Below are 26,982 nucleotides of genomic sequence, written 5' to 3' on the forward strand. Positions count from 1 at the left end.
TGAAAAAGGCGGGCGCCATGACCTGACGCCCGCCCACTGGATGCCGTACGCGATACTGAACTCTACTCTGTACCCTACGCTACGCGGTACTTACGCAACTTTACTCTACTCTGTACTCACTCTACTCAGCGGCATCCAGCAATGGTGTTTCAGGTGCATTCAGCGCGGCAACAGTCCGCGCCTCAACGAGACGATCGAGATCGAGCAGCGACACCATGCGGTCGCTGTAGGTGGCGAGCGCGGTGAGGAAGCCATGTTCGGCATCGGCCACCGTCTCGGGCACCGGCTGCAGTTCGGTCTCGTCCAGCGACACGATGTCGGAGACCGAGTCGACCAGCAGGCCGTAGATACCGGCGCGGGCCTCCACGATGATCACCACATGGTTTGCCGTCGGCGGTGTCGCCTCGGCGTTGAGACGGATACGCAGGTCGAAGATCGGGATCACCTGGCCGCGCAGGTTGATCACGCCACGCACGCCGCCCGCGGTATTGGGCAATGGCGTTTCCCTGGTCCAGCCGCGAATCTCGCGCACGCTCAGGATATCGACGCCATAATCCTGACCCGAGATGGCGAAGGTGAGATATTCGCGCTGCATCAGAATTCCTCCCAGGTGTCGTCTTGGGCCTTCAGCGCGGTATTGCCGACAACAACGGCTGACTTGGTGCGCACAGCCGGCTTTGCAACCGGGCGAATTGTCGCAGCCGGCACAACCTTGGTTTTTGCGCGCGGCGTCACTGCCGCCACGTTCGTGGCGGCGGTCGCGACCTCACCGGTACGGAAGAAGCCGACCAGTTCGTTCAGCTCATGCGCCTGGCCCGACAGCGCCTGTGCGGCAGCCGAGGTCTCTTCCACCAGCGCGCCGTTGCGCTGCGTGGTCTCGTCCATGCTGGCGACAGCGGTGTTGATCTGGTCGAGGCCGGTAGCCTGCTCGCGCGAGGCCGCCGCAATCTCGGCGACGATATCCGCCACCTTCTTCACGGCATTGACGATCTCGTCCAGGCTGGACCCGGTCTGCTGCACCAGGCCGGCGCCGCTGCGCACCTGCGCATTGGATTCCTGGATCAGGCCCTTGATGTCCTTCGATGCCGACGCCGAACGCTGCGCCAGCGCACGCACTTCCTGGGCGACGACGGCAAAGCCCTTGCCGGCTTCACCCGCACGCGCGGCTTCGACCGAGGCATTCAGCGCAAGGAGATTCGTCTGGAAGGCGATCTCGTCGATCAGGCCAACGATGTCGCTGATCTTCTGGGCGCTCTGCTCGATGCCGTTCATGGCGGTGACAGCATCGGTCACGATGCGGCCACCCTTCTCGGCGGTCTGTCGCGCCGCACCGGCCAGCTGGTTGGCGGCCTGGGCGTTGTCGGCATTCTGCTTCACGGTCGCCGTGATCTCGTGCATCGAGGCGGCCGTCTCTTCAATCGACGCGGCCTGCGATTCAGTGCGCTGTGCCAGATCCTGGCTGCCCGCAGAGATTTCGCCCGAGGCGTCGCGCACCGCCGACGAGGCATTGCGCAGCCGGCCGGCGAAATCCTTCAGCGTGTCGGCCATGCGGTTGACGCTGTCCTTCAGCGTGCCGAACACGCCGGCATAGTCGCCTTCCACATGTTTGGTCACGTCGCCATCGGCCAGCGCCGTGGTGATGGTGGCCAGTTCGCCGGTCATTGCCTGCAGCATGCCAGCCAGGCCGTTCAGCTTCTGGCTCATGGTCAGCAGGAAGCCGTCCTTGTCGCTCTCGTTCAGGCGCTTTTCCAGATCGCCGGCGGCCATGGTGTCGCACAGGTCGGAGATTTCAGCGATAGCGGCGCGCTCGCGGGCCTCGCGGGCCTCACGTTCGGCGGCCTGTTTCTGGCGATCGGACTCGATCTGGGCCTCGGCTTCGGCACGGGCCACCATGTTGTCCTTGAACACCTGCACGGTCTTGGCCATGGCACCGATCTCGTCGGTGCGCTGCGCGCCGTCGACATTCACGCCCAGGTCGCCCTCGGCCAGCTTGCCCATGGTGCCGGTGATGCGTGTGATCGGCCGCGTGATGGTCAGCACGACGATCAATGCGGCGAGTACGATGGCAGCCAGCAGGCCGAGCGCTGTGGACCAGATCATGGTCGGACGCTGCACGGTATAGAAGTCGGTCAGCTTGTCGTTCATTTCGTCGACAGCCTTGGAATTGCGCTCAGACGCGGTGCGCAAGGTTTCGATCACGTCGTCACGCTGCTTCAGCACGGCGGGCGCGCGGCCGATTTCGCGGGCGGCTTCCACGCCGTCGCTCTGCACGGTGGCCATGATGGCGCGGCGGTTGGTGAAATAGGCCTGCAGCGGCTTCTTCACGCTCTCGATGAAGGTCTTCTGCGTTTCCGGCGGCAGCATGCCTTCCCAGCGCACCATGACCTGCTCGACGCTGATGATTTCGGCATTCATCGCCGCGATAAGCGCCTTCAGGCGCTCGCCATCCTCGGCGACGTAGATTTCCTGGGTCAGGCCACGGGTATTGACGATGCTGGACACGACGCGCTGGCTGATCAGCGCACGCTCGGCCAGCGCAGACATCTGGTTGCTCTGGGTCTCGTAGCGGTCCATCGAGAAGATGCCCATCCAGCCGATACCGACGGTGAGCAGCGCCATAATGGCGATGACGAGATAAATGCGGGGGCCGATTTTCAGCCACGAGAGAAGGCGGCGACGCATGGCAAAAGTCTCCTGTGCGCGCGGGCGGCATGGCCCGGGCGGCGTTCGAGTCCGATCTGGATCAGAAGACCGCTGCGCTCTGGCGATACCGGTAGCACTGCATCGGCGCGGCAGCGATCAATGGAGACTTCCCCTTCCCGCGGGAAAGTGCCGCACAACTTGTTACGCTGCGACGCGGGGGTTATGCCGCAGGCGGAGGGTTTTTACACGTGCAAATAGCGCGATCCCGCTATGCAAGGGCTGCATATAAAGAGGCGAGCCATTCCCGGACCATTCTTCCGGCACTGGCTTTGCCTTTATGGAGGCGGCATATATTGGCGCGACGTCTCCAATTGTAAGAATTGAACAGAAAGCGTCCTCATGACCCCGGCATCCGTGCGTCTCGGTTTCATCGGCTACGGCATCATGGGCGAGCGTTTGTTGCGCGCCGCCCTCGATCACGATCCGGCGGTGCTGACGGTGACCGGGGTGTGGGATCCGTCGGCGCCGGCGATGACGCGACTGCAGGCCGATCTGCCGCAGGTGACGCGGCTCGCGTCATCGGATGCCGTGATCGCCGCCAGCGACTGCCTCTACATCGCGTCGCCACCGGCCTCGCATCTGGCCTATGCGCGGGCTGCGTTTGCCAAGGGTCTCGCCGTCTTCTGCGAAAAGCCGCTCGCCGTCGATGTGGCGGATGCCGAGGCCTTTGTTGCCGAGGCGCAGAAGAGCCAGGCGCGCTGCGGGGTCAATTTCCCCTTCGCCTCGTCGTTTGCGGTCGATCAGCTGCGCGCCTGGATGGCGGAAGGCGTCACTGGTGACGTGCAGCGCATCGATATCGAGATCGGTTTCGCCGCCTGGCCGCGGCCCTGGCAGGTCGATGCGGCCAGCTGGCTGGATGCGCGCGCGCAGGGCGGCTTCACGCGCGAAGTGGGATCGCATTTCCTGTTCCTGGCGCGCCGGCTGTTCGGGCCGCTCAGCCTGTTGTCTCACAGCGTCGCATATCCAGAAGCCGGCAAATCCGAGCGCAGCATTGCCGCCGCGCTGACGGCGGGCAGCCTGCCGGTCGCCCTGAGTGGCATGGTCGGCGACACGGATAAACCCGACCATAATATCTTCCGCATCACTGGCCCGAACGGCGCGATCCGCCTGCGCGACTGGTCGATTGCGGAAAAGCAGGAGAAAGACGGCAGCTGGCGCGAGGCGCCCGATGCCCTCCCGAACGAGAAAATGCGGCCGCTGGTGCTCAGGCGTCAGCTGGATAAAGTTGCCGCGCTGACCCGTGGCACCGATCAGGATCTGGCGAAAGTTTCGGAAGCCGCCGAGGTCCAGCGCGTGGTGGAAACCGTCCTGAAGGTCTGAGAACCGGCGGGCCCTCCGGATTTTATTGGAAAACCAATCTATTCGGCAGCACGCGGGCATGGCTGTGACATTCCCTGTCACAGCTTTCTCGCGGTTTTCTAGCGGTCCTGCGCTGAACTGAATCCCCATCAAGCCCGTTTCTTTCCCGACTGCACGGCCGGTGCAGACCACGAGCGCCCCTCCCCCCGCGTTAATCGTGGTCTGTGCCGGCCAATCAGAAAGGACGCCGTCATGCTCTATTGGGCCCTGATTTTCTTCGTTCTGGCGCTGATCGCCGGTCTGTTCGGTTTCGGCGGCATTGCCGCGGCCTCGGCCAGCATTGCCCAGATTCTCTTCTTCATCTTCCTGGTGGTCTTCGTGATCAGTCTGATCGCGCATCTGATCACCGGTCGCCGGCCTCCGACGGTCTAGGCGCCCAGAGTTTAGTACCGCGTACTTTTCCTCTGTAGGTCCTTCCCCCCAACTCGGCGGATGCCTCGGCATCCGCCAATTTTTTTGCGCGAATTATTTTTGCGCCTGCACAAGCGGAACAGGCGGGCCTCTGGGGTGTTTGGACTGGGTGAGAATGGAAAAGGAGGACCGAAATGGCTGAGAACCCGAATTCCCCGCCGTATCCGCAGGGCCCGACGCAGAGCCCACAGCACTACGGCCCCCAGACGAACGGGGATGGGCAGACTGAAACCCGTCAGCCTGAAGCCAAGCCTCGCTCGGGCCGTGGCTTTGCGGCAATGGACCCCGAACGCCAGCGGGAGATCGCGCGTAAGGGCGGCCGCTCGGTGCCTGACGAGAAACGCAGTTTTTCGCAGAACCGGGAATTGGCAGCCGCAGCCGGCCGCAAGGGCGGCCAGGAGAGCGGCGGCAATTTCGCGCATGATCGTGAGCGTGCTGCGGCCGCGGGCCGCAAGGGCGGTCAGCACTAACCTCTATCGGTACCGGCGCAGCGACGGCAAATCGTGGGAAACCGCGATTTGCCGTCGGCTTGCGTTATGCCTGCGCAAAACGTGCAGCAGCGCTGTGACAAGCGGCCCGGAATCGGAACCCCGCCGTGAAAGGGTCCGTTCGGTTGGGTGTGTTCCGTACATCCAAGCGATGAGGCGTCATGAATTTCGAGCGTTATTTCCGATTGCACCTGCTGCGTGAAATGCCGGTGGTGCGGCGTTGGTCCTATGTCCTGTGCCGCAATCCCAGCCTGGCCGAAGACATGATGCAGGAGACCCTCACCAAGGCCTGGGCCAATCGCGGCAGTTTCGCGCGCGGCACCAATATGCGGGCCTGGCTCTATCGCATCCTGCGCAACACCTATTTCAATCATCTGCGCCAGCGCCGCCGCGAAGTGCCAGATCCCGATGGCGCGCTGACGGCCACCTTGCGCACGCCGGCTGAGCAGACCGGCAAGATCGAGCTGCGCGAGGTGACGGAAGCCATGCAGGATCTGTCGCCGGCACAACGCGAAGCGATGATCCTGATCGGCGCACAGGGCATGTCGTATAAACAGGTGGCGCGATTGCAGCGCGTGAATATCGGCACGGTGAAAAGCCGGCTGGCGCGTGCGCGCCAGGCGGTGGCGCGCATCATGGGCTATGATTCCATCAGCCGCCGCGGCGATACGTTCGGCGATATGGCGTCACGCCACTAGGGGTTTGCGATGTAACCCAGCTGTTCCGACAGGCGGCGCGTAAACGCCAGCAATGCTGCGGCATGTCCACCCTGCAGCGAAACGTCGATCTTGGGCGTCGGGCCGATCACGGTGATGGCAAGCTGCAGGTGGCCGCTGTGATTGAAGACCGGCGCGCTCAACGCGCTGATGCCCGGCACCGGCAGGTCGGTCGTCGCGGCGATGCCGTCCTGCCGCACCTTGTCGATCTCGCGATCCAGCGCGGTGCCCGACAGCGCGCCTACATCGCTCCAGCCTTTCTGCACCGCCTGCATTTCTTCGGCGATCACCGGCTCGACCAGCTTGCGTGGCAGCCAGGCGGCGAACACCTTGCCGGTCGCCGTGCCGGTGACGGTGAACATGCCGCCGGGGCGGACGTTGGCGTGAATGTAGTTGGACGATTCCTGCACCAGCACGATGGTCGGGCCATGCGTGCCCCAGACCGTGATCGCCACCATCAGGTTCAGCTGCTCGGCCAGACGGGCCACCTGTTCGGCAGCCAGGCGATACGGATCGCTGCCGCGCAGCCGCGCCAGACCCAGCATCAATGCGAAAGGTCCCAGACGGTAGCGGCCCGAAGCGGCGTCCTGCTCAACCAGGTCGAGTTTGCGGAAGCTGGTCAGATAAGCATGCGTCTGGCCCGGCGTCAGTTCGGCGCCGACGGCAAGGTCGCGCAGCATCATCGGCTGCTGTGCTTGCGCCAGCAGGTTCAGCAACCGGCCGCCGATCTCGACCGACTGGACACTGCGCCCCCCGGAAGCCGGACTTCTGGTTTCTTGCTCTTTATCCGCCATGCCCGGCCATCCTTAGCCGGAGAGTGCTGCGCTGTCTATGCAACACCGGCGGCATGACGGCCGGCGATATAGCCAAAGGTCATGGCGGGCCCGAGCGTGATGCCACCGCCGGGATAGTTGCCGCCCATGATGCTGGCCATGTCGTTGCCGGCCGCATACAGCCCCGGTACCGGCCGGCCTTCGCCATCCAGTACGCGCGCCTGCGCATCGGTCTTCAGGCCGGCGAAGCTGCCCAGATCGCCGATCACGACCTGCACCGCATAGAACGGTCCGGTCTGGATCGGCGCGAGACAGGGATTGGGCGTGACGGAGGGATCGCCGAGATAGCGGTTATAGGCCGTGCTGCCCTTGTGGAATTCCGGATCCTCGCCGCGTTCGGCATGGCGGTTGTAGCTGGCCACCGTGCGCTCGAATTCGGCAGCATCAACACCGCATTCCGCCGCCAGCTCTGCCAGCGTGCGGCCGCGTTTCAGATAGCCGCTGCGCAGCTGGTGCGCCAGCGGCACCGGGAACGGCTTCACATGGCCAAGGCCGTAACGGCGGAGCGTCGGATGATCGGCCACCAGCCAGGCGCAGATTTCGCCGGGCAGGTTTTTCGTCGCCTTCACCAGCGCCTGGCAGAAATCGTGATAGCAGTCGCCTTCATTCACGAAACGCCTGCCGGCATTGGTCACCGCGATCACGCCGGGTTTGGCGCGGTCGATGAAATGCGGAAAGGTCCCGGGCGTGCCGTCAGAGCGCCGCGGCCGGCTGACCGGCACCCAGGCGGCGGCATTGGGCAGTTCATCGGCAGTGGTCGCGCCGACGGCTTTCATCGCCAGCTTGATACCGTCGCCGGTATTGCTCTCTGTGGCCGGCGACCAGTGTTCGTGGCCGCTCGGCGCATGCGGATAGAGTTTGGCACGGCGCGCGATGTCATGCGGAAAGCCGCCGGTGGCCAGCACCACGCCTTTCGTCGCGCGCACTTCCACTGCGCCGTCTTTCGTGTTGATGATCGCGCCGGTCACGCTGTCGCCCTCGCGCAGCAACTCGCCGGCCGGCGCATTCAGCCAGAGCGGAATGCCGAGATCGGTGGCGGATTTCGCCAGCCGTCCGGCCAGCGCATTGCCATTGGTCAGCCGCATGCCGCGGCCATGCAGCGCCAGGTCGCGCAGGTATTTCGCCAGCAGTTTGGCCACGTAGGCTGCCGAGACCACGCTGCGCGTGACATTGAAGAAATGCAGCAATTCTTTGCCCGAGCCGATCATCATGCCGACGAAGGTGATCTCCTCCAGCGGCGGACGCAGCGTCTTGATCTGCGCGCCCAGTTCGCGGCCATCGTAAGGGGCCGCGCAGATCGAACGGCCGCCGGTCAGTGCGCCGGGCTGGTTCGGGTGATAGTCGGAAAACTGCGGCCCGAGCACGAACTGCACGTCCGTCTTGCTCTCAAAGAACTCAACCATCTGCGGACCGTTGTCGAGAAAGGCATCGACACGCGCGGCATCGAAATGGTTGCCGGCTTCGGCCTGCAGATAGGTGCGGCCCTGTTCCTTGCTGTCCTTGAAGCCTTCGCGCGCCGCCAGCGGATTGCCCGGAATCCACAGCCAGCCGCCGCTGCGTGCGGTCGTGCCGCCGTAGACGGCCTCTTTCTCGACCACCAGCACATTCAGGCCATGCAGTTTCGCGGTGATCGCCGCCGCCATGCCGCCGGCACCCGAGCCCACCACCAGAAGATCGCACTCGTAGGTTTTCATCGCAGAGCTCATACTGTGAGGAAGCCGCCATCAACCGGCAGCATCGCGCCGGTGACGTAGCTCGACATGCTGGAGGCCAGGAATACGACAGGCCCGACGAGTTCTTCCGGCTTGCCGGTGCGTCCCATCGGCGTATGCGCCATGAAGCGGCCGATAGCATTCGGATCGCCGCGCGTCGCTTCAGTCATCGGCGTGTCGATCACGCCCGGTGCGATGCCGTTGACGCGGATGCCTTCGGCGGCCAGTTCGGCGGCGAGCGACCGTGTCAGCTGCAGCACCGCGCCCTTGCTGGCCGTATAGGTGCTGCTGCGCGGGCCGGTGGCAAAGGAATTGATCGAGCCGAGATTGACCACGCGGCCTTTGGTCCGGCGCAACTGCGGCAGCAAGGCGCGCACCATGTTCTTCATGCCGGTGGCGTTCACGCGCAAGGTCATGTCCCATTGCGCGTCGTAGTCGGCGTCATCAATGGCGATACGCCGGATAATGCCGGCATTGTTGACCAGCACCGAGCAGGCGCCGCCGAGTTCGCGCTCGACCGCTGCCGCGAAAACCGCGCATTGCGCCGCTTCGCCGACATCCAGCCCGGTGGCGAAGGCCTGGCCACCGGCGCGCCGGATTTCGTCGGCCACCGCTGCGGCGCCGGCCGCATTCACATCGCCCAGCGCCACCCGGGCGCCTTCAGCGGCCAGGCCGAGCGCGATCGCCCGGCCATTGCCTTGGGCCGCACCGGTGATGACGGCGATATCGCCTTGAAGCAGCTGGCTCATTTTTAGCCTCCGGGTATTACGTTTCCATCCCGTAATTCGCTTATTGCGAACTTGTTCGTTATTTCATATAGTCGAGGCGACGCGATTGCAAGCGATCCGTTTGCGCGGCCTGCCTGTATCGCCGTCATTGGAGGAAACGCCCCGTCCACTTAAGGACGGGTCATTCGGTCGGTTCGCAAAACCCCGAAGGGAGGGATTCATGCGTCAGCTTATTCTCAAGGCGGCAGCGGTCGCGGCACTGGGCCTTGGCCTCGCCGCGCCTCAGCCGGTTCTGGCCCAGGCCAAGAGCTTCGATCTGCAGAGCGTGTTCGGCCTGCAGGTGCCCTCGATCGGTCCGAGCCCGGTGAAATGGGCCGAGCGCGTCGCGCTGATGACCAACAACGAGGTCAAGATCAAGGTGCATGGCGCCGGCGAATTCGTGCCGCCCTTCGAGGTGTTCGGCGCGGTCTCCAACGGTTCGATCCCGATGGGGTTCGACTGGGTTGGCTACTGGGCCGGCAAGATTCCGGTCGCCAATCTGGTCGGCTCGATGCCCTTCGGCCCGAACCCGGAACTGTTCCTTGGCTGGATGTTCCAGGGCGGCGGTCTGGAGATCATCCAGAAAGCCTACGATCCGCATAACGTGAAAATCATTCCCTGCCATCTGGTGGTGCCGGAAGCCGGCGGCTGGTTCAACAAGGAGATCAAGTCGGTTGACGATCTCAAGGGTCTCAACATGCGTATCGCCGGCCTGGGCGCCAAGGCGATGGCCAAGCTGGGTGCCAATGTGCAGCTCGTGCCGGCCGGCGAAATCTTCGTCTCGCTGGAACGCGGCCGCATCGAGGCGGCGGAATTCTCCGCCCCGCAGCTCGATCTCGGCCTCGGCCTGCAGAAGATCGCCAAGCATTACTACTTCCCGGGCTGGCATCAGCCGGCGAGCTGGGACACCATCATCGTCAACATGAATGTGTGGAAGGCGCTGCCCGAGAAGCACCAGAAGGCGATGATCGAGGCCTGCTACGCCAATATCACCTTCAACACCTTCGACCAGATCAATGCGCAGATCGACGCGATCGAGAAGATCGAGGCGGCCGGCGTGAAGATCCAGCGCTTCCCCGATGCGGTGCTGGCCGCGCTGCAGAAGGCCTCGACCGAGGTGATGGAAGAAGAGGCGAAGAACGATGCGCTGTTCGCCGAAGCCTACAAGTCGCTGACCGCCTATACCAAGCGCGTCGGCCGCTGGGGCGACCTGCAGGCCCTGCCGCGCAGCAAGTAACCCGCGCATAAAGTAGCGGCGCCGCCGGCATGGACCGGCGGCGCCCGTTTTCTGGGAGGCCACCGGTGATCGTCCTGCTGCAACGGATCGAGCATGCCTGCGCCTGGTTCGGCCGAGCCATCGGCTGGGCCACGCCGCTGCTGGTGCTCAGCGTCTGCCTCAGCGTTCTGATGGTGCATCTGCGCATCAACACGCTGTTCGCCTGGGATTTCAGCCTGCCGCTGTTCGGCAGCAAGATCACCATGAACGGCCTGACCGACCTGCAATGGCATCTGTTCGCCGTGATGGTGATGCTGGGCGGCGTCTATGCCCTGCATACCGATGGCCATGTCAGCGTCGATTTCATCGCCAACAATTTCACCGAGCGCACGCGGCGGATCGTCATCATCCTCGGCGACATCGTCTTCCTGCTGCCCTTTGCCGCCGTGATGACTTGGTTCGCCTGGAAATTCATGATGTCGGCCTATACCTCGAACGAAGGCTCGCCCTATGGCGGCCTCAACAATGCTTGGATCATCAAGGCGGTGATGCCGCTCGGCTTCGGCCTGCTCGGCCTGCTGGGCCTGGCGCGTACGCTACGCCTGATCATCCAGCTCATCCTGACCCGCGGCGCCGTCGCGGACCGCCAGCTCGGCGCCTGAGGAGTCTGGCATCATGGAATATTTCTGGCCGCTCCTGATGTGCGCCGCTCTGCTGCTCGGCATCTTCACCGGCTATCCGGTGGCGATCGTGCTGGCCGGCATCGGTGTGATCTTCACCTTTGCCGCCGACGTGCCGATCCTGTTCCTCTCCACCGGTGTGTCGCGCACCTTCTCAGGGATTCTCAGCAACTGGCTGCTGATTGCCGTGCCGCTGTTCGTCTTCATGGGCCTGATGCTGGAAAAATCCGGTATCGCCGAGCGGCTGCTGCGCTCGCTCGCTGGCCTGCTCGGTCCGTTGCCCGGCGGCTATGCCTTCGCCGTTGCCATCATCGGCATCGTCATGGCGGCCTCCACCGGCATCATCGGCGCATCCGTGGTGCTGATGGGCGTGCTGGCCCTGCCGGTGATGCTGGAAAGCCGCTACGACCCCAAACTCGCCACCGGCATTATCGCCTCCACCGGCACGCTGGGCATCCTGATCCCGCCCAGCATCATGCTGGTGGTGCTGGGCGACACCATGCGCATTTCGGTCGGTGACCTGTTCGCCGGTGCGATGATCCCGGGCCTGATGCTCGGCGCGCTGTACATCGTCTATCTGGTCTTCATCGCGATCTTCAAACCAGAGGCGATGCCGCCGCTGCCGGCCCGCGACCGCCTGCCGTTCGCCCAGGCGATGACGCGGCTGGCACGCGACCTGGTGGCGCCGATGCTTCTGATCCTGGTCGTGCTCGGCTCGATCATCGCCGGCATCGCCACGCCCACCGAAGCGGCCGCACTGGGCGCACTCGGCGCCTTCCTGCTGGCGCTCGCCTCGCGCCAGCTCAGCTGGAAGCAGTTTCTGGCCGTGCTGAACGAAACCACGCGCACCACGGCGATGATCATGTTCGTGATGATCGGTGCCACCATCTTCAGCGTGATCTTCCGCAAGCTGGGCGGCGATACCATGATCGCCGATGCGCTCGGCGTGGACGAGGCCGGCACCAATCCCTACTGGGTCATGTTCGTGATCATGGCCTTCATTTTCGTGCTCGGCATGTTCCTTGACTGGGTCGAGATCACCTTCATCGTCATGCCGATCATCGCGCCGATCATCGCCGGGCTCGACTTCGGTGGCGGGCTCGACAAGGACCAGATCCTGCTCTGGTTCGCCATCCTGTTCGCCGTCAACCTGCAGACTTCCTTCCTCACGCCGCCGTTCGGCTATGCGCTGTTCTACATCCGCGGGGTCGCGCCGGCCGAGATCGGTACGCGGATCATCTATCGCGGCATCGTGCCTTTCGTGATCATCCAGCTTATTGCATTGTTACTGTGCATCATGTTCCCGCAGCTCGCGCTCTGGCTGCCGGAAACCCTGCTCGGCAAATAAGGAGTATCTCCATGTCCGCCCCCAAATTCGCCTCCACCGCCGACACCGAAGAAAAGGTCGTCACCTTCAGCCAGCTCGGCGAGGGGCTGTATGCCTTTACCGCACAGGGCGATCCCAATACCGGCGTGATCGTCGGCGATGACGGCGTGATGGTGATCGACACCCAGGCGACGCCCAGGATGGCGAACCAGGTGATCGACTTCATCCGCAAGGTGACCGACAAGCCGATCAAATATGTGCTGTTGACGCATTACCATGCCGTGCGCGTGCTGGGCGCCTCGGCCTACCAGCCGGAACAGATCCTCGCCTCGGATGCCACACGCAGTCTTATTGTTGAGCGCGGCAAGGAAGACTGGGACTCGGAATACGGCCGCTTCCCGCGCCTGTTCCGTTCGGCCGAAAGCATTCCCGGCCTGACCTGGCCGACCATGACCTTCCCGCAGAAATTCACGCTCTACATGGGCAAGCGCCGCGTCGAGATCATGCATCTCGGCCGTGGTCACACGGCGGGCGACACGGTCGCCTGGGTGCCCGATGCCGGTGTGCTGTTCTCGGGCGACCTGGTGGAATACCACTCGGCCTGCTATTGCGGCGACGCGCATTTCAAGGACTGGCCGAAGACGCTGGATGCGATTGGCGACTTCAATGCGAAAGCTCTCGTGCCCGGTCGCGGCGATGCGCTGGGCAATCCGAAGGAAGTTTCCGACGGGCTTCAACTGACCCGCGATTTCCTCACGACGCTCTATGGTTCGGTGTCAGAGTCAGCGGCGAAAGGCCTGTCGCTCAAGGAAGCCTTTGATCGCTGCAACGACGCGATGCGGCCGCGCTTCGGCAACTTCGCCATCTTCGACCACTGCCAGCCCTTCAACGTGGCGCGCGCCTATGACGAGGCGATGGGCCTCGATCATCCGCGTATCTGGACGGCGGAACGCGACCAGCAGATGTGGGCGAGCCTGAACGGGTGAGACAAAGAGTTGCCAAGGCCGAGGTTGTGTCCTAGCTAGGCTGCCATGACCCAGCCGAAACTCACGCTCTCCGTCCTCGATCAGTCCACCGTTTCGCATGGCACGCCGGAAGACCAGGCGATCCGCGACACCGTCAGCCTCGCGCAGCACACCGAGGCGCTGGGCTACAGCCGCTTCTGGATCGCCGAGCATCACAACCACGCCTCCATCGCCGGCTCCTCGCCCGAGGTGCTGCTCGCCGCCCTGGCGGTGAAGACCGAGCGCATCCGTCTCGGTTCGGCCGGCGTGATGCTGCCGCATTATTCCGCGCTGCATGTCGCCGAGCAGTTCCGGGTGCTGGATGCGCTGGCGCCCGGCCGCATCGATCTCGGTGTTGGCCGCGCGCCGGGCTCGGATGGCCGGACCGCCCATGCGCTCAATCCGCACAACGACCATGCCGACAATTTTCCGGCGCAGGTCCGCGACCTGCTGCATTGGGTGAATGGCCTGGAGATGCCGGAAGGCCACAGCTTCCGTTCGGTGACGGCGCATCCGATGAGCGAGGCCTCGGCGCCGGATGTCTGGATGCTGGGCAGTTCGGACTATGGCGCGCAGCTGGCGGCGCATTTCGGCCTGCCGTATTCCTTCGCGCATTTCATCACCGACGGGCGCGGTGCCGGACAGGCGCTCGATCTCTATCGCCGTAACTTCAAGCCCTCGTTCTTCCTGAAAGAGCCCAAGGCCAATCTCTGCGTCTGGGCGCTGGCGGCCGAAACCGAGGACGAGGCGCGGCACTGGTTCCGCAGCCGGGCACGCTGGCGCATCGACCGCAACCGCGGCCGGCTCGGGCCCCTGCTGGCGCCGGATGACCTGCCGCCGTTCAGCCGCGACGAAGAGGTGGAAGCCGAAAATCTCTGGGCGCAGTCCTATGCCGGCTCGGCCGCCCAGGTGGCGGACAAGCTGCGCAAGCTGGCGCAGGAGCAGGGCCTGGATGAGATCGTCATCCTGACCTGGACGCACAGCCGCGAGGTGAAGCGGCGTTCCTACGAATTGCTGGCGGCCGAATTCGGTCTGTAGGCTGAATTTGGAGTACCGCTACGGAATTCCTATATACATAGGGCGAATACCCTAGTATAATCCCGGGCATGACACCTGCCCAGCTTGAAAAGATCGGCATCGATAATTTTGGACCGCAGTGGCAGTCGCCGCTCGCACGAGTCCTGCGCGTCGATGCACGCACGGTGCGCGCCTGGATCAGCGGACAGAACAAAATTCCAGTAACAGCATCGAGCATCCTTCTGATGCTGGAAGAACTGGCCGAATTCGCCGCCAGCGATGCGGTCCACAGTCGCCACCTCGTGTTCCGCCTGACTTTCGACGGCTTTGTTTTTCCGGCATTGCATGCGCGATCCCAAGCCTCGATCGTTCTGATGGGCGTGCCCGATGTGCCAATTCTGCAGATCCTTAATCGCTTTCTGCTGCGCTATCCCAAGCCGAAGGCCGGCACGTATCACTGGAGAGACCTATGAGCCATTCACAGAACGGCGAGACATTCTCCGTGAAATTCCGGGTGCGCTCGACGAATGTCGATCCGGAGATGATGCTTGATGCCGCAAGGCGCCAAGGCGATCTGATGGGCGATTTCTGCCTTAAGCGCGGTCAGACCAATGCGCGCTACAAGCGGCATGGCTACCTGGAATTCTTCTTTCCAACGCGGCAGACGGCGCGGGAATTCCAGAATCGCGTCGAACAGCTTTGCGGCACTGCAGTTGAAACGAAACGCTTACGCCACGAAGCGTGAAAATGCTGAGGCCCGCTGCTGCCGCATGGCCAGGTTGAAGGCAACACGCGCATCGCGCATCGCGGCACGTTCCAGCGCTGGTGTCATGCGCTGCACCTGCTTGGCACGCATATAGGCGATATCGTAGTCGCCATCTTCGCCATCATAGAAAGACACGACGTAGTCGTCGTTCTCGACGATCTTGGCGGAAGCATCGATGGTCCAGTCGAGGATCTGGAGATTGGTCTGCATGGGAGGCACTCCTTGGTTTCCTGATCCGACGCACTGATTCGTTTTTTCAATATAACGAACCTACACTACGGCCGGAATAAGTCAGGACAGGGTTCGGCCATTCATATAACGCGCCAGCTACGGCTGCGTTCCGCTCGCCATCACAGTTTCGCTTCTTTCACGCAGAATCTTTTTGGCGATTGTTTTGCGTCCGGGTTTGGCTGCAACCGATGCGCGCGGTTCGCTGCGGGGTCCGGGGCGTGGCTTGCGCATGATATGCCGTAGAACCGCGATTTCTTCCGGCTGCAGTCCGGTGATATCGGCTTTGGTCGGCATGCGCAGGCGATGCTCTCCGGCCATATATCGCTCGATCACCACCGGATGGATGTAACATTTCCGGCAGATCGTCACGGTATTGCCGAGCTTGCCGCTCACTTCGGTGATCGCCGCTTTCAGATTGCGTTTGGCTTCGCGCTGGCTTTGCGGCGCGGCAAAGGCCTGCAGCGCCAGGGCGGCCATCACCGTGCCGGCCCAGGTGCGGAAGTCTTTCGCCGTCACCTCGCTGCCGCTGACGGTGCGCAGATACTCATTCACGTCGGCTGAGCTGACCGCCAGCACCGCGCCGTCCTCGGTGCGATAGCGGAACAGCTCCTGGCCCGGCAGGTCCTGACAGGCGCGGATCACTTTCAGCACGCGACGATCATGCAGCTGCAGATCCCAGCTCTTGCCGCTCTTGCCGGTGAAACGAAACCGCAGCGCGCCGCCTTCCACCTTCACATGCCGGCGCGTCAGCGTGGTCAGGCCACGACTGCCATTCTGCTCGGCGTAATCGGCATTGCCGATGCGGATCAGGGTGCGTTCCAGCAGGTAGACGATGGCGGCCAGCACCTTTTCGCGCGGCAGGCCGTTCAGCGCCATGTCGGTGGCAACCTGCGCGCGGATCGCCGGCAGCAGCCGCGCGAAACCCGGCAGCGCGGCGTATTTGCCGCTCTCGCGCAAGGCGCGGAATTCCGGGTGATAGATATACTGCTTGCGGTCGCGCGCATCGCGCCCGGTGGCCTGGATATGGCCGTCTTCGCGCGGGCAGATCCACACAGCCGTCCAGGCCGGCGGGATCGCCAGACTGCGCAGGCGTTTGAGCGTGGCGGCATCGCGCACGAGGCTGCCGTCAGGCAGCCGATAAGAGAAGCCCGTGCCGCTGCGCTGGCGGCGGATGCCGGGGGCGGCATCCGTGACGTAACGCAGGCCGGCTTCGCGCGCGGCGGCTTCAGGCGACAGGGGCTGCAGCATGTCAGGCCGCGGCTTTCTTTTTCTGCTGAGTGGCCCGTGCTTTTTCAGCCAGCTTCTCATAAGTGTTGCGGAATTTGTCCAGCTCCTCCTCGGTCAGTTCCTCGAGGTCGAGCAGGGAATTCTCGGCAGTGCGCGTGGCGCGGATCAGTTCGTCCAGCTTGATCTGCATGGCGACCGCATCGCGGTTCTGCGTGTTCTGGATCAGGAACACCATCAGGAAGGTGATGATGGTCGTGCCGGTATTCACGGTCAGCTGCCAGACTTCGGAGAATCCCAACAGCGGGCCTGTTGCGGCCCAGGCCACGATGCTCAGCAGCGCGGCGGCAAACACCCACGGCGTGCCAGCGATATGCGCGGCACGACCGGCGAAACGGGTGAACCACAGATTGGGCCCCGGCTTGGCCGGGAGACTCTTCCGGGGCTGGTTCTGAAGCGGCGATCTCGGCATGACGGGGATCTCAATGCTTTGCCCCCTCTAAACGACGCCACGAAAGCGACGGTTCCGGCTCGCCGTTTTCCGCAGTTTTTCTTACTGGAAGCAGGGATTGGCGCGCGCCAGCAAAGCCTGGGCCGGAGGCAACTCGGGTAGCGTCTGGCTGGGCAGCGCGGCCTGGCGATCCGGTTTCGCCGAGATATTGTTCAGCGGCCCCTGCAGCTGAAGTGGGATGTCGAGCGCCAGGAAGCCGGTGGTTTTCGGGTCGGAGCGCAGCACGAGGTCGAGATGCTGGCGGCCCAGATCGATGCCGCCGCCGCCACGGATCGTGCCGTCGTCGCTGCGGAGCGTGAGCGGCCCTAGCGCCACCACGCCATTCCTGATCTCGGCGATCCCCAGCAGGCAGCGCAATGCCGTGCTGTCGCCGCGGTTGCGGAAGATGGCGCTCAGATCGGCCGAGGCGGCCTCCACCAGGCTGCGCGCAATGCGGCCCCGCTGCATGGCGATCACGGCATGGCCGCGCGTGGTCTTCAGGGCCTCGCCCAGCACTGCGCCGCGCATGCTCACATTGGCGCGGCCTTCCACCGCACCGGCAATCTGCGTGGCGCCGTCGCGCAGGCCGAGTGCCTGCAGCACCGTGCCGGCCTCGGCGCGATCGAGCTGCAAATTGGCGGTCAGGCTGGCGCTGTCGCTGTCGACGGCCCGCAGCTCGCCGTTCAGGCGCAGATGCCCGGCCTGCTCGGGGGTACCCAGATTGGCGGTGGCGCCATGCAGGCGGATCAGGCCACGTGCCACTTCGACGGCGACCGCCACCTGCTTCAGGCTGTGGTCATGGTAGTGCAGCGCGTCAGCGCTGATTTGAAGATCGAGATGCGCGGCATCCTGCGCCGTGTCGGGCCGCAGCTTCGCCTTGCGCCAGTCGTCGTTGTTGTTGCCTTTCGGCATCACGCTGGGCAGGTCCAGCTTGTCGAAGTCGAGGCGGAACTGCAGGTCGTCGGCCTCGCCGCGATTGCCTTCGTCCAGCGCGATGCGACCGGTGAAAGCATTGCCGCCGATGTCGCCGCGCGCATCTTCCAGCCGCCAGGCATCGCCGTAGCGGGTCAGGCCACCGGCCAGTTTCAGCGGCGCGGCGATGCCGGTCGGCGTGTCGAAAGCACCGATCAGGTCATCCAGCCGTCGTGCCTCCAGCGCCAGCCGGCCTTCGACATTGTCGAAATCCAGCGGAAGTCCCAGCACGCCCTTGAAGTCCAGCCTGACGCCCGGCGTGGCGATGCTGAAACCGGCATCGAAGGGTTTCGACGCATCGCGGAAGGCATTGAACGACGCCGTCGTGGCGGTCAGCTGCGCATCGGTGTCGTTGTAACCGCCGTCCAACACCAGACTGACCGGCGCATCCTCGTCGGCGGCCTGGATCGTCAGGTCGTCCAGCGGGAGGCGCAGCCATTTGCCCGACGAGGTCCGGAACCGCACTTCGCCGCCGGTCAGGCGGAAATTCAGCAGGCTGGGAAACTGCTGGCGATTTTTCGGCACCAGCACCAGCCGGCTGTCCGACGTCGCGGCGCCTGCACTGCCGCCACCGCTGCCGAATTCCCAGTTGCCCTTGCCGCGCGCATCGCGTTCCAGTGCAATGCGCGGCCGCGTCACCTGCAGGCGTTCATAGACCAGCTTGCCCTGCAGCAGCGCGGCGCGATCCAGGGCCGCGTCAATCGCCTCGATGGCGATCATGTCGGCGCTGCTGCCATTTGGCATGTTGGCGATCTGCAGCCCGCGCACGGTCAGGAGCACCGGATCGCCCAGCGTGATCGAGAGTTCGGTGACATGAACGCGACGATCCAGCAGGTGGCTCGCCAGCATCTGTCCGGCGGCGCGCGGCCAGGCCAGCAGCGCGGCGGCGGCACCAACGGCCAGCACCAACAGGGCAGCGACCAGCGCTGCAAGGTATTTCGGGCGGAAAATCATCATGGAAGGAACGCCGGGGCAGTATACCCGTTCCGGCCGCCTGCAACAGGCCGGTCGGGGCCACTCGCTTTATTAATGCCTGTCTGGTGTCTGGATATGCTCGCGACGCGGGCCCAGCGCCACCAGCCGCGGCCCCAGCCCGCGCAGGATCGGGATGCGGTTGATGATCCGCAGCAGCAGCGGCGGTTTGACCGGGCCGGTGGCGTTGAAAACGCGGTCGGTCAGGAAATCCTGCACGCGCACCTGGAAGCCCTGGATGAATCTGGTCGGCCAGTCACGGCGTTTCTGCACCTGATCCAGCAGGCCGTCGTTCACCGCCGTGCCGTCGGTCTGCGCCTGCAGCAGCGCATCCTGCAGGATATTGGCCGTCGCGACCGCATCCTGGATCGCCAGGTTGATGCCGACGCCGCCGGCCGGCGACATCGCATGTGCCGCGTCGCCGATGCACAGCAGTCCCGGGGCATGCCAGCGATGCAGGCGGTTGATCTGCACCGACAGCAGTTTCAGCCTGTCCCAGCTGTCGAGCGCGGCCTCGAATCTTCCGGCAGCAAACGGCGCGATACGGGCGAGATCGATGCGCAGGGCCGGCAGGCCGCGCTGCTTCAGGGCGTCGAAACCGTCCTTGCGGATCAGATAGGCGCATTGCCAGTAATCGCCGCGGTCGATCATCACCAGCGCCTGGCCGGTATCGATGCGGCCGAGCAGGTCCTGCGGATCCTCCTCGGCGCGCTCCATGCGGAACCACAGCACGTCGATGGGTGCGCCGATATCGATCACCGGCAGGCCGCTCTGATGCCGCAGTGTGGAGTCGCGCCCGTCGCAGGCCACCACCAGATGCGCCTCGATCTCGTGTTCCGCTTCGCCGGCATCGCGCCAGCGCAGGCCGCTGACCCGGCCGCGGTCGCGCAGCAATGCGATGGCCTCGGCCTGCATCAGCAGGGTGAATTCGGGATAGCGCGATGCCTGTCGTTTCAGGAAATCCAGAAAGTCCCATTGCGGCATGAAGGCGACGAACTTGCACGGTGTCGGCAGATATCTGAATTCGCCGAACGTAATGCTCTCGCCACTGAAGCTGCCGCCGATGCTGTGGACCTTGTGATGCGGCAGGCGCAGGAAGTCTTCCAGCAGGCCGAGTTCGCGCATCAGCTCAAGCGTCGAGGTGTGAATGGTGTCGCCGCGGAAGTCGCGGAAGAAATCCTGATGCTTCTCCAGTACGGTGACATGGATGCCGGCGCGCGCCAGCAGCAGGCCCAGCATCATGCCGGCCGGCCCGCCACCGCTGATGCAGACAGTGGTGCGGGCGGTGGGGGTTGCGGATTCCGTCATGGCGGCACTCGACCCGGGCGGCAAAAAACGGTGCGGACGTGCAGCGTAATCAGCCAGTCGAGTAGGGTCAAATTATGGCGAGCAGGACTGTGGCGACCGTCACGGTGCCCCGATATGCTCCGTGCACAGGGGTTTTGCAGGCAAGAACATGGCGATCGACAAGGTTCTCGTCCAGGCGGTTGAGGCGCACCAGGCCGGCCGGCGCGAAGAGGCGGAAAAGCTCTACCGTAAGATCCTGCTCAAACGCCCCCGCGACCAGCTTGCGGTACAGAATCTGGGTGCCCTGCTGTATGAGCGCGGCGAACTGGACGAAGCCGCCAAGCTGCTGCGCCGGGCCCTGAGCATCGACCCGCGCGATACCGATGCGCTGAACAATCTCGGCAATACCCTGCGGGCCCAGGGCCAGCCGGCTGAGGCCGAGGCGAACTTTCGCAAGGCCATCGCCATCCGGCCCAATGCCATGGTGCTCAACAGTTTCGGCAATCTGCTGCGCAGCCGCGGCGACTATGCGGAGGCCATCGCCTGCTACGAACAGGCACTGCAGCTGCAGCCGGACTACCTGCATTCGCATTACCATCTCGCCATGACCTACCGGCTGACCGGGCGACTGGCGGAAGCCGTCGCCATCCAGGAAAAGGCGCTGGCGATCAATCCGCGCTTCCCGCAGGTGCTGATGCAGCTCGGGCTGTGCCTGTCCGAACTGGGTCGCATCGCGGAAGCGATTGTGCGGTATCGCGAAGCCCTCGCGATCGCACCGCAGTTCTACGAAGCCTGGAGCAACCTGGGCAACGCGCTGCAGCGGACCAGGGATCTGGCCGGCGCTGAAACCGCCTATCGTGAAGCGCTGCGCCTGAAGCCGGACTTTCCCAATGCGCTTGGCAATCTCGGTACGCTGCTGGCGGAAAGCAATCGTCGCCGCGAAGCCATTGCCCTGTTCGAGCGCGTCGCAGCCCTTAATCCAGATCATGATGGTATCTGGGGCAAGCTCTCCTTCGAGAAGCGGAATCTCTGCGATTGGCGCGACTATGACAGCCTGGTGGATGGCAGGGTGCGCGAACAGGTGCGGGCCGGCTCCAGGAAAACCACGGCCTTCTCGCTGCTCACGCTGTCCTCCACGCCGCAGGAACAGCTGCTCGTCGCCCGCGCCTATGCGGAGGCCACAGGCGCATCCGCCATCGCCCTGCCGCAACGCGCGCCGCAGCAACGCGCGCGACTCCGCATTGGCTATCTTTCGGCCGATTTCCATCCGCATGCCACGGCCTATCTGATCGCCGAGCTGATGGAGCGGCACGACCGCAACCGGTTCGAGATCGTGGCCTATTCCATCGGCCCGGACTCCGACACTGCAATGCGCCGCCGCCTGGTGGCAGCGTTCGACAGCTTCGTCGACCTGCGGCCGTTGTCGCATGACGCGGCGGCGCAGCGCATCCATGCCGATGATCTGGATATCCTGGTCGACCTGAAGGGCTACACGCAGAATGCGCGGTCCGAAATCCTCGCCCGCCGTCCGGCGCCGATCCAGGTCAACTATCTCGGCTACCCCGGCACGATGGGCGCCTCTTTCATCGATTATGTCATAGCCGACGCCTTCATCATTCCGCCGGCGCAGCATGCCTTCTACGACGAGAAGGTGGTGACATTGCCACATTGCTACCAGCCCAACGACACACGCCGCCCGATTTCAGATCAGCGGCCGACACGCGCCGCCTGCGGTCTTCCGGAAAACGGCTTCGTCTTCGCCAGCTTCAACAATTCCTACAAGATCACGCCGCTGATCTTCGATATCTGGATGCGGTTGCTGGACCAGGTGCCGGGCAGTGTGCTGTGGCAGCTGGAGGCCGAGCCGGACGCCGTCGAAAACCTGCGCCGCGAAACGCAGGCGCGCGGCGTTGACCCGGCGCGCCTGGTCTTTGCCCCGCCGCTGGAACTGGCCGATCATCTGGCGCGCCAGTCGCTGGCCGACCTGTTCCTCGATACCCTGCCGGTGAATGCGCATACCACAGCGTCCGACGCGCTCTGGGCCGGCCTGCCGGTGCTGACCTGCGCCGGCGATACCTTCATCAGCCGCGTCGCCGGCAGCGTGCTGACCACGATCGGCCTGCCCGAGCTGATCACCACCAGCCTGCAGGATTACGAAGCGCTGGCCCTGGCCCTGGCGCGCGATCCGGCGCGCCTGGCCGCGCTGCGCCAGCGACTGGCGGCCAATCGCCAGACCTCGCCGCTCTTCGACATCGCGCGCTTCACGCGCAATCTGGAAGGCGCCTATCTGCAGATGCAGGAACGGCGGCTCGCCGGTCAGCCGCCGGCGGCCCTGACGGTGGAAGATCGCCCAGGCTAACGCTTCAGCTTCTGCAGTACGGCCTGGATGGCGAGGATATAGCCATGCGGCCCAAGGCCGCAGATCACGCCGGTGACGGCGGCCGAGAGTTTGGAATGCCGGTGCATCTCGTCACGCGCATGAATGTTCGAGATATGCACCTCGAGGATCGGACCCTCGAAGGTCTTCAGCGCATCGTAAAGCGCCACGGACGTGAAGGAGTAGCCGGCGGGATTGAAGATGATCGCTGAGGCCGTGTCACGCGCCTGCTGGATCGCATCGACCAGCACGCCCTCATGGTTGGACTGGCGGAAGTCGATGCTGGCCTTGTTGTCGGCGGCAAAGGCCTCGCAGCTCTGCCGTATCTCGTCCAGCGTAGTGGAGCCATAGATATGCGGCTCGCGGATGCCCAGCATGTTCAGGTTGGGGCCGTTGAGGATAAGAATCTTCGTCATTGTCTTTCCTTGTCTCAGCCGCCGTAGCCCATCTGTCTGGGCAGCCACAGCACGACCTCGGGGAAGAAGGTGATCAGCGCCAGCGAAGCGATCATCGCCCACAGGAACGGCAGCGTATCCTTTACGATATCGCGGATCGGCACTTCGGCAATCCGCGTCATCACGAAGAGCAGCAGGCCATAGGGCGGCGTGATCAGGCCCAGCATGATGTTGACCACCACCACGATGCCGAAATGCACCATGTCGATGCCCAGCGCCTGTGCGGCGGGGATCAGCACCGGCACGATCACCAGCAGGATCGTGGTGCCCTCCAGCAGGCAGCCGAGCAGCAGCAGCAGGATGTTGACCAGGATCAGGAAACCGACCGGCGACAGCTCCCAGCCGGCCAGCAGCACCTTGATGCCTTCGGGGATATTCTCCACGGTGACGACATAGTTGAAGACCAGCGCGCCGGCGATCAGCATGCCGATCGAGGCCGAGGTGCGCGCGCTCGCCAGCACCGAGCGATAAAAGTCGCGGAAGCTGACGCTGCGATACAGCACCACCGAGATGATCAGCGCATAGGCGGCGGCCACGGCGGCGGCTTCTGTAGGGGTTGTTATGCCACTATAAATGCCGCCCAGCAGCACCACGGGCATCATCAGGCTGGGAAAAGCCTGCCAGGTGATCCGTGGCAGGTCGCGCAGCGGCGCCGGTTTCTCGACCGGGAAATTCTCGCGCCGCGCGCCCCAGGCGACAATGCCCATCTGCGCGCCTGCCATCAGCAGGCCGGGGATCACGCCGCCGAGGAACAGGTAGCCGATCGAGGCATCCGAGACGAGCGCGAACAGGATCATCGGGATCGACGGCGGAATAATCGGGCCGATCACCGAGGTGACGGCGGTGAGGGCTGCGGCATAGCTGGCGCGGTATTTGCCGTCGGCCGTCATCATGTTCTGCATCATCTTGCCGGTGCCGGCGGCATCGGCGATGGCCGACCCCGACATGCCGGCGAAGATGATGCTCTGCACGACATTCACCTGCGCCAGGCCGCCGCGGAAACGGCCGACGATGGCGTTGCAGAAATTCAGCAGGCGTTCGGTCATCGAGCCGATATTCATCAGCTCGGCGGCCAGGATGAACAACGGCACCGCGAGGATGACGTAGTTGGTGAACATGCCGTTCAGCAGCTGCTCGGCGGCGGTGCCCAGGTCGAGCCCGGCGATCCACAGATACAGGATCGAGCCGGCGATCATGGCATGGCCGATCGGCAGGCCGAGGAAGGCCAGCGCCGTCATCACGACGATGGCGATGGAAAACGGACTTGCGAAACTCATACGCCGGACGCCGCCTTTGTCGGATCGATATCCTCGGCAGTCTTGCCGCGCAGGGCCTGCCAGGAGAGCCAGAGATAGCGCACCAGCACGGCCGCCACGAAAACGATGTAGATGGAATAGACCCAGTTCATGCGGATCTTCAGATAGGCGGCTTTTTCCACCTTCATGAAGGTGACGTAGTCGATGGTGGCGGGGAAGGAGACGGCATAGAGCAGTACGGTGGACAGGCAGGCGATAGCCATCATCACGCGGCGCGTTTTCGGCTTCACGGCGCCATAGATCAGGTCGAAGCGGATTTCCTCTTCCTCGCGGATCACGAAGGCGGCGCCCCACAGCACCAGCCAGACCCAGAGAATCGTGCTGACCTCGTTGGTCCAGCCGATGGGAAGATTCAACAGGTAGCGGAAGACGATCTGCAGGATGAAGACGGCGAACATGCTGGCCAGCATCGCCATCAGCACGTTTTCGGCGCGGCGATAAAGCCACCCGCCCCAGAATGTAAGTGTCTGCTGCACGGCGCCCCCGTCAATTGCACTATACTCGAAAAAATTGCGGCGGGCGCCTGGAAAGGCGCCCGCCGCTGATACTCAGAGCGCGTTGATCTTCTCGACCATGCCCTTCGGCCAGTCCTTGGCCAGATCCGAGGCCAGGTACTTGGCCTGCGCATGCTTGCGGAAGGCAGCCTGGTCCGGTTCGTAGATATTCAGACCCTTGGCCTTGAACAGGTCGAGCAGTTCCTTCTCGCGCGCCTGGTGTTTCTTCTGCGAGAAGTCGATGGCGGAGTTGGCAGCCGCCTGGACACGCTTCTGCTGGTCGGCATTCATGGCCTTCCAGGTCTTGCTCGAGATGGTGAGCAGGTCGAAGCCGACCAGATGCGAGGTCAGGACGATCTGCGTCATCACTTCATAGAACTTCATGTTCTCGACGTTCGGCAGCGGATTGTCCTGGCCGTCGATCGCACCAGTCTGCAGGCCGGTATAAACCTCGGCATAGGCCATCGCGGTCGGGTTGGCGCCGATGGATTCGCCCAGGAACTGCCAGGCCTCGCCCGGTGGCATGCGCAGCTTGATGCCGGCCATGTCGGCAGGAGTGTTGATCTTCTTGTTCGGCTTCAGGCCGACCTGGCGCGCGCCGAAATAGGTCGGGCCGAGGATATGCACGCCGAGCTGGTCGTCGGCCAGCTTCTTCATTTCCGCGCCGGCCGGGCTGGCGAAGAATTTGGTCAGGTGGTCGGCGTCGCGGAACAGATAGGCGGCGGTCAGGATCGACCAGGCCGGAATCTGCTTCGAGATATCCTGCGGCGCGATGTTGCCCATTTCCAGGTTGCCGCGCTGGATCGCCACCAGTTCGGTGCCCTGCTTGAACAGGTTGCCGCCGTAATAGCCCTCGAACGTGAAGTCATTCGCCGTCGCGTCGGCAAACTTCTTCATCATCTCGGCGCGGATATCCTGCTCCGAGAAGACCGCCGAGAAGCGCAGCTTCGGCTTGGCCTGTGCCAGCGTCGGCAGACTGAAGCCGGCAGTGGCAGCCGCAGCGGCCATGCCGGTGCCGGCCAGGAAGCGGCGACGTGTGGTGTTGATGCTCATTTTTGTTTCCTCCTGATTGAACATTTTAAACGCAGGTTTCTTGGTTACTGTAATTCTCGGTGTTTCCCTCAGGCTGCTCCATCACGCGGCAGCCGCGAAATGCCCGGCCATCGCGGCCATGTCCGACTTGCGGCCGGTGAAGAGTTCAAAGGCGCGCACCGCCTGGCCGATCGCCATACCGGTGCCGGCCAGATTGCGGCAGCCCAGCCCGCGCGCCACGCGCAAAAGCTCCGTTTCCTCAGGGAAATAGATGATCTCCGCCACCCAATGCTGGCGCCGCAGCGCCTCGGCCGGAAACGGCATGCCGGGATATTTCGCCATGCCGACCGGCGTGGTGTTGACGATGCCGTCGGTCCACGACAGCGCATCCGCGACTTCGGCGGTCGCCTGCACGCGTTCGCCCCATTCGGCCCGCATCTGCGTGGCCAGCGCTTCGGCGCGGGCGGCATCGCTGTCGATGATGGCCAGATTCTCGACGCCGAGCTGCATCAGCGCATAGGCTACGGCAGCACCGGCGCCGCCGGCGCCGAACTGCACCACCTGGCGCAACGGCACGCCAGCCAGTCCTTGGCGGAAACTCTCGGCGAAGCCCCAGCAGTCGGTGTTATGCCCGGTGGTGCTGGCAGTTGGGGTGCGGCCGGCGTCATACACCACGGTATTCACCGCGCCGATGGCGGCGGCTTCGGGCGCGATCCTGTCCAGCAGCGGGATCACCTGCTGCTTGAAGGGATGCGTGACGTTGAAACCCTGAAACCCCAGCGCCGCGCCGGCCGACAGGATGCCGGGCAGCGCATCGTCCTTCAGGCCCAATTGGTCAAAATCCACCAGCATATAGGCGTAGTCGAGGCCGAAACGGGCCGCTTCGCGTTCATGCATCGCCGGGGTGCGCGACAGCTGGATGCCACGGCCGATCAGCCCGACCAGCAGCGGCCGGCCAGAGGACGCAACGCCCGCCAGATCGGACCGCGCCGCCATCACGGCGCGCAGCTTGTCCACGCAGATATCGTGCAGGGTCTGCACCATCTCGCCTTTCGCGTCCTCCCCAGGACACATCCGCCTCGAACTTTCTGGCTGGCACTTTGTACGAAATAGTTAGTATAGTCAAATCCGGA

27 protein-coding genes are annotated in these 26,982 nt (G+C 64.0%); 12 read left to right on the forward strand and 15 right to left on the reverse strand.

The genetic code is table 11. From position 1 onward, the window contains the following. Positions 1-121: 121 nt before the first annotated feature. Complete coding sequence (locus FNB15_RS06685; RefSeq protein WP_144067957.1) at positions 122-595, reverse strand: chemotaxis protein CheW; 474 nt, start codon at positions 593-595, stop codon at positions 122-124. Next, entirely contained in the window at positions 595-2,682 is a 2,088-nt protein-coding gene (locus FNB15_RS06690; protein ID WP_144067958.1) for a methyl-accepting chemotaxis protein, read from the reverse strand. Before FNB15_RS06690 ends, FNB15_RS06685 begins: the two co-directional genes overlap by 1 nt. Before the next feature lie 360 nt (positions 2,683-3,042). Here FNB15_RS06690 and FNB15_RS06695 point away from each other — a divergent pair, with 360 nt between their 5' ends. The 4 genes from FNB15_RS06695 (at position 3,043) to FNB15_RS06710 (ending at position 5,659) form a co-directional block, all read left to right on the forward strand. Further along, positions 3,043-4,023, forward strand: coding sequence for a Gfo/Idh/MocA family protein (locus tag FNB15_RS06695; protein ID WP_144067959.1), 981 nt, complete (start codon positions 3,043-3,045; stop codon positions 4,021-4,023). A 231-nt stretch (positions 4,024-4,254) separates the two neighbouring features. Next, on the forward strand, positions 4,255-4,434 hold the full coding sequence (locus tag FNB15_RS06700; protein ID WP_144067960.1) for a DUF1328 domain-containing protein: 180 nt from the start codon (positions 4,255-4,257) through the stop codon (positions 4,432-4,434). Positions 4,435-4,607: 173 nt separating this feature from the next. Continuing rightward, positions 4,608-4,943 carry a con-10 family general stress protein gene (locus FNB15_RS21495; RefSeq protein WP_144067961.1) on the forward strand — a complete coding sequence of 112 codons (336 nt, stop codon included), beginning with the start codon at positions 4,608-4,610 and terminating at the stop codon, positions 4,941-4,943. 179 nt (positions 4,944-5,122) lie between these two features. Further along, positions 5,123-5,659, forward strand: a complete 537-nt coding sequence (locus FNB15_RS06710) for a sigma-70 family RNA polymerase sigma factor (protein WP_144067962.1) — start codon at positions 5,123-5,125, stop codon at positions 5,657-5,659. Here the strand turns inward: FNB15_RS06710 and FNB15_RS06715 are convergent. From FNB15_RS06715 to FNB15_RS06725, 3 genes are read right to left on the reverse strand one after another with little or no spacing between them, the layout of a single operon-like run. Continuing rightward, entirely contained in the window at positions 5,656-6,471 is an 816-nt protein-coding gene (locus FNB15_RS06715) for an IclR family transcriptional regulator (RefSeq protein WP_144067963.1), read from the reverse strand. The genes FNB15_RS06710 and FNB15_RS06715 overlap by 4 nt on opposite strands. A gap of 35 nt (positions 6,472-6,506) precedes the next feature. Then, positions 6,507-8,204, reverse strand: coding sequence for an FAD-dependent oxidoreductase (locus FNB15_RS06720; protein WP_144067964.1), 1,698 nt, complete (start codon positions 8,202-8,204; stop codon positions 6,507-6,509). 8 nt (positions 8,205-8,212) lie between these two features. Then, positions 8,213-8,971, reverse strand: a complete 759-nt coding sequence (locus FNB15_RS06725) for an SDR family NAD(P)-dependent oxidoreductase (RefSeq protein ID WP_144067965.1) — start codon at positions 8,969-8,971, stop codon at positions 8,213-8,215. 199 nt (positions 8,972-9,170) lie between these two features. On the opposite strand from FNB15_RS06725, the gene FNB15_RS06730 reads away from it, so the two are divergent. The 7 genes from FNB15_RS06730 (at position 9,171) to FNB15_RS06760 (ending at position 14,978) form a co-directional block, all read left to right on the forward strand. Continuing rightward, the gene (locus FNB15_RS06730; protein WP_144067966.1) at positions 9,171-10,226 is read left to right on the forward strand and encodes a TRAP transporter substrate-binding protein; all 1,056 of its coding nucleotides are present in this window, start codon (positions 9,171-9,173) and stop codon (positions 10,224-10,226) included. Positions 10,227-10,291: 65 nt separating this feature from the next. Next, on the forward strand, positions 10,292-10,867 hold the full coding sequence (locus FNB15_RS06735; RefSeq protein ID WP_185973746.1) for a TRAP transporter small permease subunit: 576 nt from the start codon (positions 10,292-10,294) through the stop codon (positions 10,865-10,867). A gap of 13 nt (positions 10,868-10,880) precedes the next feature. Next, complete coding sequence (locus tag FNB15_RS06740) at positions 10,881-12,233, forward strand: TRAP transporter large permease (protein ID WP_144067968.1); 1,353 nt, start codon at positions 10,881-10,883, stop codon at positions 12,231-12,233. 11 nt (positions 12,234-12,244) lie between these two features. Then, positions 12,245-13,198 carry an MBL fold metallo-hydrolase gene (locus FNB15_RS06745; protein WP_144067969.1) on the forward strand — a complete coding sequence of 318 codons (954 nt, stop codon included), beginning with the start codon at positions 12,245-12,247 and terminating at the stop codon, positions 13,196-13,198. Positions 13,199-13,243: 45 nt separating this feature from the next. Further along, a complete protein-coding gene (locus FNB15_RS06750; RefSeq protein WP_144067970.1) occupies positions 13,244-14,254 on the forward strand; it encodes an LLM class flavin-dependent oxidoreductase in 1,011 nt (336 codons plus the stop codon). Positions 14,255-14,322: 68 nt separating this feature from the next. After that, positions 14,323-14,706 carry a helix-turn-helix domain-containing protein gene (locus FNB15_RS06755; RefSeq protein WP_144067971.1) on the forward strand — a complete coding sequence of 128 codons (384 nt, stop codon included), beginning with the start codon at positions 14,323-14,325 and terminating at the stop codon, positions 14,704-14,706. After that, entirely contained in the window at positions 14,703-14,978 is a 276-nt protein-coding gene (locus FNB15_RS06760; RefSeq protein WP_144067972.1) for a hypothetical protein, read from the forward strand. Before FNB15_RS06755 ends, FNB15_RS06760 begins: the two co-directional genes overlap by 4 nt. On the opposite strand, the gene FNB15_RS06765 is transcribed toward FNB15_RS06760, so the two are convergent. From FNB15_RS06765 to FNB15_RS06785, 5 genes are all read right to left on the reverse strand, one after another. Beyond that, positions 14,961-15,209, reverse strand: a complete 249-nt coding sequence (locus FNB15_RS06765) for a hypothetical protein (RefSeq protein ID WP_144067973.1) — start codon at positions 15,207-15,209, stop codon at positions 14,961-14,963. The two genes, FNB15_RS06760 and FNB15_RS06765, sit on opposite strands and share 18 nt — an antisense overlap. 117 nt (positions 15,210-15,326) lie before the next feature. Then, positions 15,327-16,478 carry a DNA topoisomerase IB gene (locus FNB15_RS06770; RefSeq protein WP_144067974.1) on the reverse strand — a complete coding sequence of 384 codons (1,152 nt, stop codon included), beginning with the start codon at positions 16,476-16,478 and terminating at the stop codon, positions 15,327-15,329. A 1-nt stretch (position 16,479) separates the two neighbouring features. After that, positions 16,480-16,926 carry a low affinity iron permease family protein gene (locus FNB15_RS06775; protein WP_144067975.1) on the reverse strand — a complete coding sequence of 149 codons (447 nt, stop codon included), beginning with the start codon at positions 16,924-16,926 and terminating at the stop codon, positions 16,480-16,482. A gap of 81 nt (positions 16,927-17,007) precedes the next feature. Further along, positions 17,008-18,873 (reverse strand): AsmA family protein, encoded by a 1,866-nt coding sequence (locus FNB15_RS06780; RefSeq protein WP_144067976.1) that lies wholly within the window; start codon positions 18,871-18,873, stop codon positions 17,008-17,010. 69 nt (positions 18,874-18,942) lie between these two features. Further along, on the reverse strand, positions 18,943-20,196 hold the full coding sequence (locus FNB15_RS06785) for an FAD-dependent oxidoreductase (protein ID WP_144067977.1): 1,254 nt from the start codon (positions 20,194-20,196) through the stop codon (positions 18,943-18,945). Between the two features lie 148 nt (positions 20,197-20,344). Here FNB15_RS06785 and FNB15_RS06790 point away from each other — a divergent pair, with 148 nt between their 5' ends. Next, positions 20,345-22,534: a tetratricopeptide repeat protein gene (locus tag FNB15_RS06790; RefSeq protein WP_144067978.1), complete on the forward strand. Its 2,190-nt coding sequence runs from the start codon at positions 20,345-20,347 to the stop codon at positions 22,532-22,534. On the opposite strand, the gene aroQ is transcribed toward FNB15_RS06790, so the two are convergent. The 5 genes from aroQ to FNB15_RS06815 all read right to left on the reverse strand — a co-directional run bounded on the left by aroQ (position 22,531) and on the right by FNB15_RS06815 (position 26,893). Next, on the reverse strand, positions 22,531-22,968 hold the full coding sequence (gene aroQ, locus FNB15_RS06795) for a type II 3-dehydroquinate dehydratase (protein WP_144067979.1): 438 nt from the start codon (positions 22,966-22,968) through the stop codon (positions 22,531-22,533). The two genes, FNB15_RS06790 and aroQ, sit on opposite strands and share 4 nt — an antisense overlap. 14 nt (positions 22,969-22,982) lie before the next feature. Further along, positions 22,983-24,284 carry a TRAP transporter large permease gene (locus FNB15_RS06800; protein ID WP_144067980.1) on the reverse strand — a complete coding sequence of 434 codons (1,302 nt, stop codon included), beginning with the start codon at positions 24,282-24,284 and terminating at the stop codon, positions 22,983-22,985. Then, the gene (locus FNB15_RS06805; protein ID WP_221932753.1) at positions 24,281-24,799 is read right to left on the reverse strand and encodes a TRAP transporter small permease; all 519 of its coding nucleotides are present in this window, start codon (positions 24,797-24,799) and stop codon (positions 24,281-24,283) included. Before FNB15_RS06805 ends, FNB15_RS06800 begins: the two co-directional genes overlap by 4 nt. 72 nt (positions 24,800-24,871) lie before the next feature. Then, positions 24,872-25,870 (reverse strand): TRAP transporter substrate-binding protein DctP, encoded by a 999-nt coding sequence (gene dctP, locus FNB15_RS06810; protein WP_144067981.1) that lies wholly within the window; start codon positions 25,868-25,870, stop codon positions 24,872-24,874. 81 nt (positions 25,871-25,951) lie between these two features. Then, on the reverse strand, positions 25,952-26,893 hold the full coding sequence (locus FNB15_RS06815; protein WP_246068814.1) for a shikimate dehydrogenase: 942 nt from the start codon (positions 26,891-26,893) through the stop codon (positions 25,952-25,954). Positions 26,894-26,982 lie beyond the last annotated feature (89 nt).

Source organism: Ferrovibrio terrae, assembly GCF_007197755.1.
Lineage (GTDB): Bacteria > Pseudomonadota > Alphaproteobacteria > Ferrovibrionales > Ferrovibrionaceae > Ferrovibrio > Ferrovibrio terrae.

Excerpts from the sequence above, each read along its gene's own strand:
- FNB15_RS06685 (WP_144067957.1), bottom strand. The coding sequence starts at position 595 with ATGCAGCGCGAATATCTCACCTTCGCCATCTCGGGTCAGGATTATGGC.
- FNB15_RS06790 (WP_144067978.1), top strand. The coding sequence starts at position 20,345 with ATGGCGATCGACAAGGTTCTCGTCCAGGCGGTTGAGGCGCACCAGGCC.
- FNB15_RS06770 (WP_144067974.1), bottom strand. The coding sequence starts at position 16,478 with ATGCTGCAGCCCCTGTCGCCTGAAGCCGCCGCGCGCGAAGCCGGCCTG.
- FNB15_RS06740 (WP_144067968.1), top strand. The coding sequence starts at position 10,881 with ATGGAATATTTCTGGCCGCTCCTGATGTGCGCCGCTCTGCTGCTCGGC.
- FNB15_RS06775 (WP_144067975.1), bottom strand. The coding sequence starts at position 16,926 with ATGCCGAGATCGCCGCTTCAGAACCAGCCCCGGAAGAGTCTCCCGGCC.
- FNB15_RS06815 (WP_246068814.1), bottom strand. The coding sequence starts at position 26,893 with ATGGTGCAGACCCTGCACGATATCTGCGTGGACAAGCTGCGCGCCGTG.
- FNB15_RS06760 (WP_144067972.1), top strand. The coding sequence starts at position 14,703 with ATGAGCCATTCACAGAACGGCGAGACATTCTCCGTGAAATTCCGGGTG.
- FNB15_RS06690 (WP_144067958.1), bottom strand. The coding sequence starts at position 2,682 with ATGCGTCGCCGCCTTCTCTCGTGGCTGAAAATCGGCCCCCGCATTTAT.
- FNB15_RS06725 (WP_144067965.1), bottom strand. The coding sequence starts at position 8,971 with ATGAGCCAGCTGCTTCAAGGCGATATCGCCGTCATCACCGGTGCGGCC.
- FNB15_RS06755 (WP_144067971.1), top strand. The coding sequence starts at position 14,323 with ATGACACCTGCCCAGCTTGAAAAGATCGGCATCGATAATTTTGGACCG.
- FNB15_RS06710 (WP_144067962.1), top strand. The coding sequence starts at position 5,123 with ATGAATTTCGAGCGTTATTTCCGATTGCACCTGCTGCGTGAAATGCCG.
- FNB15_RS06730 (WP_144067966.1), top strand. The coding sequence starts at position 9,171 with ATGCGTCAGCTTATTCTCAAGGCGGCAGCGGTCGCGGCACTGGGCCTT.
- FNB15_RS06765 (WP_144067973.1), bottom strand. The coding sequence starts at position 15,209 with ATGCAGACCAATCTCCAGATCCTCGACTGGACCATCGATGCTTCCGCC.
- FNB15_RS06780 (WP_144067976.1), bottom strand. The coding sequence starts at position 18,873 with ATGATGATTTTCCGCCCGAAATACCTTGCAGCGCTGGTCGCTGCCCTG.
- aroQ (WP_144067979.1), bottom strand. The coding sequence starts at position 22,968 with ATGACGAAGATTCTTATCCTCAACGGCCCCAACCTGAACATGCTGGGC.
- FNB15_RS06715 (WP_144067963.1), bottom strand. The coding sequence starts at position 6,471 with ATGGCGGATAAAGAGCAAGAAACCAGAAGTCCGGCTTCCGGGGGGCGC.
- FNB15_RS06720 (WP_144067964.1), bottom strand. The coding sequence starts at position 8,204 with ATGAAAACCTACGAGTGCGATCTTCTGGTGGTGGGCTCGGGTGCCGGC.
- FNB15_RS21495 (WP_144067961.1), top strand. The coding sequence starts at position 4,608 with ATGGCTGAGAACCCGAATTCCCCGCCGTATCCGCAGGGCCCGACGCAG.
- FNB15_RS06785 (WP_144067977.1), bottom strand. The coding sequence starts at position 20,196 with ATGACGGAATCCGCAACCCCCACCGCCCGCACCACTGTCTGCATCAGC.
- FNB15_RS06800 (WP_144067980.1), bottom strand. The coding sequence starts at position 24,284 with ATGAGTTTCGCAAGTCCGTTTTCCATCGCCATCGTCGTGATGACGGCG.
- FNB15_RS06695 (WP_144067959.1), top strand. The coding sequence starts at position 3,043 with ATGACCCCGGCATCCGTGCGTCTCGGTTTCATCGGCTACGGCATCATG.
- FNB15_RS06750 (WP_144067970.1), top strand. The coding sequence starts at position 13,244 with ATGACCCAGCCGAAACTCACGCTCTCCGTCCTCGATCAGTCCACCGTT.
- FNB15_RS06700 (WP_144067960.1), top strand. The coding sequence starts at position 4,255 with ATGCTCTATTGGGCCCTGATTTTCTTCGTTCTGGCGCTGATCGCCGGT.
- dctP (WP_144067981.1), bottom strand. The coding sequence starts at position 25,870 with ATGAGCATCAACACCACACGTCGCCGCTTCCTGGCCGGCACCGGCATG.
- FNB15_RS06745 (WP_144067969.1), top strand. The coding sequence starts at position 12,245 with ATGTCCGCCCCCAAATTCGCCTCCACCGCCGACACCGAAGAAAAGGTC.